A 7,343-nucleotide genomic window follows, 5' to 3' on the forward strand; every position below is an offset into this window, starting at 1 on the left:
CAGCATATTATGGATTTCATATATTTATTTTTTAAATGGTGGGCACAACAGGGCTCGAACCTGTGACCCCCTGCTTGTAAGGCAGGTGCTCTCCCAGCTGAGCTATGCGCCCATTTAAAATGGTGGATGAGGATGGATTCGAACCATCGAAGCAACTTGCAACAGATTTACAGTCTGCCCCCTTTGGCCACTCGGGAACTCATCCATATTGGAGCTGGCAATAGGAATCGAACCTACAACCTGCTGATTACAAGTCAGCTGCTCTACCGTTGAGCCATGCCAGCACATATGAATTATATTATTTATTTTTGTTGGTGGGCACAACAGGGCTCGAACCTGTGACCCCCTGCTTGTAAGGCAGGTGCTCTCCCAGCTGAGCTATGCGCCCATTTAAAAATGGTGGATGAGGATGGATTCGAACCATCGAAGCAACTTGCAACAGATTTACAGTCTGCCCCCTTTGGCCACTCGGGAACTCATCCATATCTGGAATTACCTAATCACTTTTCTCTCAAGCACTCGCGCCAACAATAGTTAGTATATATGTAAGCTTAGTTTATTTCAAGTTCAATTTATGGCTATTTAAAAAGATTAAATCAAATTATATTGCTTTTTCTCTATTTTTCTAAACAATAATACATAATTCATTTTTTTATATTTAATAAGTTTTAATTTTATATACATATACAAAAAAACACCTGAAATACTTGCAATAATCTCATTATTATTAAATAAATTTAAAATTATCACAAGTTAACTTAACACCTTATGCTCTACTCTTTCAATACTATTTTTTATAACTCCTTCATATATTATTAATAGGGAGGTGGCTGTGTGTTTAAAAGAAAAGTAAATTATAAATCACCTTTAGCATATTATGAAATTGCTGAAGGAATACGTGATTTTGTAAAAGACAATACTATTATTGTCTGTATAGGAACTGATAAATGTATTGGTGATTGTCTCGGTCCCTTAGTTGGTACAATCTTAGAAGATAACTTATTTCCACTTCCAATTTACGGAACAATAACTTCTCCAATTCATGCATTAAACATAGATAAACGTTTAAAAGAAATTAATAAGCTTCATCCCGATGCCTGTATAATAGGTATTGATGCTTGTCTAGGTGAAATTCAATCAATTGGTGAAATCCACACACGCGATTATGCTATTCATCCAGGAAAAGGAGTAGGAAAATCCCTCCCCGATGTAGGAATGGCCTCAATTATAGGCATTGTCGACTCTTGTACTAATGCAGACTTTTTTTCTTCAAGATCTATCCGTCTTTCTTTAGTTCTTGATATGGCAAAAACAATATCAAAAGGAATCATCTATGCCTACTATTTAAATAAAGGTACAGACTTAATAATATAAAAAAGATTGGGTTTTATTATTCCCAATCTTTTTTATATTACTATTCCAATAATAATATTATCTCATTTGAATCTGACAATTCAACTTTATTTAAAGAATTTAATATCTTACCAGTTCCTTCAACAACACATTCTACCGAATCTTCTGCTACAGTGACTTTAATGCCTGTTTCAACTTCTATAAGTCTATCAAGTCCATCTAATAATGAACCACCACCAGTCATTAATATACCACCTTCAATTATATCTGCTGCTAACTCTGGTGGAGTGCTTTCTAATACTGACTTTACATTTTCCACTATTATATTTACAGAGTCCTCTAGTGCTTCTCTTAGTTCTTCTGTTGAAATTTCCAATTCATCTGGAAGACCTGTAACTAAATTTCTTCCTCTTATACTAGATACAACATTTCTATTTCCCTTAAAAGCAGTTGCAGTTTCTATTTTTAAATCTTCAGCTGTCTTTTCACCTATCATTATTTTATATTTTGATCTTATATATTTAGCTATTAACTCATCAAACTTATCACCAGCTTGCTTAATAGACCTTCTTACAACAACGCCACCTAAAGAAATTACAGCAATATCACAAGTTCCTCCACCAATATCAACTATCATTACTCCATTTGGCTTTGTAATATCAAGATTAGCTCCGATTGCTGCTGCTAGTGGTTCTTCAATAATATGTACCTTTTTTGCTCCTGAATTTCTTGCAGCATCTACAACAGCTCTTTTTTCAACTTCAGTTGCTTGAGATGGTACACAGATAACAATGTTAGGTGCAACTATATTGCTTTTCCCAACAGACTTTTTAATAAATTCCTTTAACATCTTTTCTGTTGAATCATAATCTGAAATTACTCCATCTTTTAAAGGTCTAACTGCCACTATATTTCCTGGAGTTCTACCGATCATTTTTCTTGCTTCTTCACCTACAGCCATTATTTTATTATTATTTTTATTTATGGCTACTACTGAAGGTTCTTTTAATATAATACCTTTTCCTTTTTGATATACTAAAACAGTGGCTGTTCCTAAATCTACGCCTAATTCTGCTCCGCTTTTCCAAAACCACATTTACTTTCACTCCTATTATCAGTTTAGAAATGTAATTAATATATCAGTATTTTTTAAATAATACTGCAAACCAGTATTATTTAGATAATACTGTAAATTAATTTCTAATGATAATTATATATTTAATAGCAAGGTCATTCAATAGCCTTATACTTCATTTTTGTAGCTTTTCCACCTCTTATATGTCTTTCAGCCTTATTAAGTTCCAAAATACTATGAGTTTCTTCTGCAATTCTAGGATTAATTTTAGGTAGCCTTTCTGTCATATCTTTATGAATTGTACTTTTGCTAACACCAAATACTTTTGCAGTTTTTCTAATAGTTGCTTTTGATTCTATTATATATTTTGCTACCTCTAATACCCTCTCTTCAATATAGTCTTTCAAGATACTGCCTCCTTAACTAATTACAGTTATAATTATGCAATTCAACTAAATATAATTACTTATTAACCAGCCATTATATTTGCTTAAACGGCTGATTAATATAATGTTTTGTATATTATTGCTTATTCTTATAATCTAAATACTTTAATGGATCTACTTGTTCATTATTAGCATTTAAGATTTGGATATTTAAATATTCTTTGAAATAGTCATCACCAAATATCTTTACAGATTGACCAACTTTACCAATGACTGTATCAGTAGTAACCTTATCTCCCTTTTTAACCATTGTTTTAGAATCAAGGTTACAATATTTAGTTTTCATACCATTAGCATGCTTTATAAGAATACATATCCCTTCTTGTTCGCTACCTTTTCCGACATTTTCGACAACACCTTCAGCAGCTGCTTTTACATCTGTTCCCAATTTAGCTTCAACATCAATACCAGCTATTGTTCTCTGTTCGTTTTCTGATATTTTAACTGGCTTAGGATATGTGTATCCTCTTAACAAAGCACCTTCTACAGGTTTAACAAACTTAACTTCACTTGTTGCTGCTACAGCTTTTGAAGATTCATTTGTCTTATTATTTTTAGCTTCTGCACGTTCAGCATTAGGAATTTCAGTACTTACCCCTTTATCAATTTCTTTATTGTTATCTTCTTTTCTATTATTTTCTTCTTCACTACTATCTTTATTTAAACTTGCTTGTTCTTTAGAATCTTCATTAACTTCTAAATCTGTCTGCGAGTTAGTATCAAGTGAGTTATTATAAACAATAGTTCCAACTGCTGCCACTATACATAAGCAGATAAACAATACAATGTAAAAGCCCTCCTTCCTAAAAAAGTCTTTTACTATCTGTTTATAGTTTTTGTCCATATAAACACCTCCTCTTTTTATTGTTTCCAACTTAAATTAAATTAATACATTACTTCCATAATTTATTTATCTACATAAAATAAGCAGGCAATAATACAAATGATTGTCTAATTACAAAACACATTTTGTATCATTGCCTGCTTTCCAATTATTTATTCATCTATTTTTCAAATTCAACCTTAGTAATATTTACACCAGTATAATAATGCTTTAATATCTCTTCATAATTCTTCCCATCACTAGCCATTGCATTAGCTCCCCACTGGCTCATTCCAACTCTATGACCATACCCCTTACATTCAATATTCACAGCATTTGTGTCAATTTTTATATTGAAATCTGTAGAATTTAAATTAAATAACTGCCTAAACTTAACTCCATCTATAACTATATTTCCTAATCTTATCTCCTTTACTCCTTCTCCATCAGTCCTTGAAATAATAGTAGTATTACTTATATTACTATCATCAATTTTTGCTTCTGAATAGGCTGAATTCACCTTATTTATAAATTCATTTTTCTTAATTTCTACTGTTGTCATATATTTAGGTGCTCTCTCTTCCCCAGGACTATCTGTTGACTTTAAATAAGGCACATCATCTGCAAAAACATCTATAGAATTTTCTGTTTTCCCAGCACTTACAGCAAAATACTTAGGATCTTTAACTAGTTCATCTTCATATGTTAAGACTTGTCCAGCAGTTGCCATAACAGCAGAGCTTATTTTATTCCAATTTTCCTCTGCAGAAGACTTACTCCATTTAGAAAACCTTTCTTCCTTACTCATATATACCTGACAATGAGTTGATACACATATCTCTGCACCATGTTCTTTAGCTATTTTGCAAGGATTTTCTCTTTTTGAAAGATAGTAAGTTCTTGCTGCAACTGCTTGAGCTTTTAACGCTTCTTCGCAAAAATTAGCAGGTACTTCTCCAGCTAGCACCCCTATAACATAATCTTCTATTCCAAGCTCTATAACTTTACTGCTACCTTCATCATAGACCTTTACTTTATCAGTTCCTTCTACTAATATATTTTCATTTTTTTCATATTTTATAGAACCACCATCTATATCAAATTTAACTCCCTCTGCATTACTTGAAGAAACCTCTTTATCTGATGGTATCTTTAAATAAATCACACTAAAAATCAAAAGAAAACTTAAAACAAAAATAGTCATTAGTAATACTATTCTTAATTTTTTTATTATCTCATGCATATTTTACTTTACCATCCTTAAATAATTCTACTTCATTTATATGCTTAGCTCTATTTTCATATTACATATTTATATCTTAAGAACAAAGCGCTTCTTAGTCATTGATGTAACTAGGTCTGCCATATAAAAGACTTTAAAACTCCTTTAAAAGTAAAAAATCCAGAAAACTTAATTCATAAGTTATCTGGATTTTTTGCATCTAACATTCTTCTCTATATATATTTGCTCCAAGCTTTCTAAACTTCTTTTCAATATTAACATAACCTCTATCTATATGATAAATATCACCTACTATAGTTTTTCCTTCTGCTACAAGCCCAGCTAAAATCATAGCTGCACCAGCCCTTAAATCAGTAGCTCTAACTTCACAGCCTGTAAGTCTATCTACACCTTCAATAAATACACTTCTTCCATCAATTTTTAAATTAGCACCCATTCGTACTAATTCTGAAACATGCATAAATCTATTTTCAAAAACTGTTTCAGTAATAATACTAGAGCCTTTAATCAAACTTAATAAACTCATCATTTGTGGTTGCATATCAGTAGGAAATCCAGGATAAGGCATAGTCTTTATATCTATAGCCTTCTTTTCGTTACTTCCATCAACAATAACACTATTTTTTCCTAGATTCCTAAATTCAACTCCACACTCTTTTAATTTTTCTATTAATGGTCTTACATGAGCCTCATTAACTCCATTTATTTTTATACAGCTATTTGTTATGGCTGCAGCAATCATAAATGTTCCAGCTTCTATCCTATCATATATAGGTTTATATGTTATTCCTTTCAGATTATTAACTCCATTAATTATTATAGTACCTGTTCCAGCACCTTTAATATCTGCTCCCATACTATTTAAAAAGTTTGCAAGATCCCATATTTCAGGTTCCTCTGCAGCATTTTCTATTATTGTCATTCCTTTAGCTAGCACTGCTGCCATCATTATATTTTCAGTTGCACCTACAGAAGGAAAATCTAAATATATCCTACTTCCTTTTAGTTCTTTTGCTTCAGCTATAATTAATCCATGTTCACTTTTTATTTTTGCCCCTAAGGCTTTAAAACCCTTCAAATGAAGCTCTATAGGTCTGCTACCAATATTACATCCTCCTGGAGATGAAATTTTACAATATCCAAATCTAGATAGCATAGGTCCCATAATTAAAAATGATGCTCTCATTTTCTTTATAAGTTCACTATTTGAACTTAAAGGCTCAAGTTTTTTTGTACTAATCTTAAGATTGTCATCTGACAAATTCACTTCACATTTTAATTCCTTTAATAATTCACATAATACTATTACATCTTCTAATAAAGGAGCCTTTTCAATAGTAATATTTTCTGGGCATAAAATAGATGCTACTATAATAGGTAGAACTGAATTTTTTGCTAAACTTATATCCACTTCACCGCTTAGCCTATTTCCACCTACAACTATTATTTTCTCCATATTTTCCTCCATAATGAATTGTTAGTTATCATGTTGTAAATATTACTGGTGTCCCAATAATTAAGTAGTTACCTGTATCATAATTGTTTAATGCAATATTAACCCTTTCTCCATTATTAAACTTTCCTTCTCCAACATAACCATTATGGATATCTAGGGTATCTATATTTTTTATCTCTGGTAATTTATTAATTTCTACTAATGTATCATTTATATTATTTATTTTTTCCTTAATATATTGAAAATATCTTATATCATATACATTTTTACCTTGTAATTTAGTTAATTCCTTCATCAATTTTAATATAGAATAATTTTTATTATTCTCTATAATTGCAAAATCCACTATTGTTACATTATTTTTTGAATAAAAATTTGCTCTTACATTACCAAAGCCAGTCCAAATATTAATCACATCATTACTTACAACAATTTCTTTATTATTCTTTTTCTCTAATATCTTTTTAACCCTTTTAATTTCTTCTTCTTTTTTCAAAGCACTTTTATAAGTAACTTTAACTCCCTTTTCAATGAAATTTGATTCATTACTCATCTTATAGCTTATAGAATCTAATATATTGCTATTTGAGAATGATTTTGCTTGAATAAAATTTAAATTACAAAATGAAAATAACAGAGTTAAAATAAGACACACCTTAAACCTCATACCTTATCCCACCTTTCCTCTTAAATTATTCTCACTTCTCCTTATTTTATTCAACTTTATTTATATATACTATAATATATAAAGCAAAAATATTTTTGTTACTAAATTTATTTTCAAAGCATAAAAGATAACTTTTTCATATCCTTTATTTAATAATAAAAGTTTTATATTTTTGCAGAACAAAGTAACTGACGCCACGCTTTTCAACGCAGGAAGCAGCTTTGTTTTGCCATGCAAAAGGTTCTAAAAGTAAAATAATTTCATATTAAAATACAATTTA

General features: G+C 30.5%; 7 protein-coding genes and 5 tRNA genes. 1 reads left to right on the top strand and 11 read right to left on the bottom strand.

The window, feature by feature from the left end:
- Positions 1–36: 36 nt before the first annotated feature.
- From BM384_RS13700 to BM384_RS13720, 5 genes are all read right to left on the bottom strand, one after another.
- Positions 37–112, bottom strand: a tRNA-Val gene (locus tag BM384_RS13700).
- A gap of 8 nt (positions 113–120) precedes the next feature.
- Positions 121–205 (bottom strand) — tRNA-Tyr (locus BM384_RS13705).
- Between the two features lie 4 nt (positions 206–209).
- Positions 210–284 (bottom strand) — tRNA-Thr (locus BM384_RS13710).
- Between the two features lie 28 nt (positions 285–312).
- Positions 313–388 (bottom strand) — tRNA-Val (locus BM384_RS13715).
- Between the two features lie 9 nt (positions 389–397).
- Positions 398–482, bottom strand: a tRNA-Tyr gene (locus tag BM384_RS13720).
- A 352-nt stretch (positions 483–834) separates the two neighbouring features.
- On the opposite strand from BM384_RS13720, the gene yyaC reads away from it, so the two are divergent.
- A complete protein-coding gene (gene yyaC / locus BM384_RS13725) occupies positions 835–1,374 on the top strand; it encodes a spore protease YyaC (protein WP_090014424.1) in 540 nt (179 codons plus the stop codon).
- A 40-nt stretch (positions 1,375–1,414) separates the two neighbouring features.
- On the opposite strand, the gene mreB is transcribed toward yyaC, so the two are convergent.
- The 6 genes from mreB to BM384_RS13755 form a co-directional block, all read right to left on the bottom strand.
- Positions 1,415–2,449 (bottom strand): rod shape-determining protein MreB, encoded by a 1,035-nt coding sequence (gene mreB, locus BM384_RS13730; protein WP_090014425.1) that lies wholly within the window; start codon positions 2,447–2,449, stop codon positions 1,415–1,417.
- 134 nt (positions 2,450–2,583) lie between these two features.
- Positions 2,584–2,835 (bottom strand): sporulation transcriptional regulator SpoIIID, encoded by a 252-nt coding sequence (spoIIID, locus tag BM384_RS13735; RefSeq protein ID WP_090014426.1) that lies wholly within the window; start codon positions 2,833–2,835, stop codon positions 2,584–2,586.
- 115 nt (positions 2,836–2,950) lie between these two features.
- A complete protein-coding gene (locus BM384_RS13740) occupies positions 2,951–3,718 on the bottom strand; it encodes a peptidoglycan DD-metalloendopeptidase family protein (RefSeq protein WP_090014428.1) in 768 nt (255 codons plus the stop codon).
- Positions 3,719–3,878: 160 nt separating this feature from the next.
- The gene (spoIID, locus tag BM384_RS13745; RefSeq protein ID WP_242946041.1) at positions 3,879–4,940 is read right to left on the bottom strand and encodes a stage II sporulation protein D; all 1,062 of its coding nucleotides are present in this window, start codon (positions 4,938–4,940) and stop codon (positions 3,879–3,881) included.
- Positions 4,941–5,139: 199 nt separating this feature from the next.
- Positions 5,140–6,396 (bottom strand): UDP-N-acetylglucosamine 1-carboxyvinyltransferase, encoded by a 1,257-nt coding sequence (murA, locus tag BM384_RS13750; RefSeq protein ID WP_090014429.1) that lies wholly within the window; start codon positions 6,394–6,396, stop codon positions 5,140–5,142.
- Between the two features lie 28 nt (positions 6,397–6,424).
- Entirely contained in the window at positions 6,425–7,063 is a 639-nt protein-coding gene (locus tag BM384_RS13755) for a hypothetical protein (RefSeq protein ID WP_090014431.1), read from the bottom strand.
- Positions 7,064–7,343 lie beyond the last annotated feature (280 nt).

It is taken from the genome of Clostridium sp. DSM 8431 (assembly GCF_900116755.1).
In the GTDB taxonomy this organism is placed as follows: domain Bacteria; phylum Bacillota; class Clostridia; order Clostridiales; family Clostridiaceae; genus Clostridium.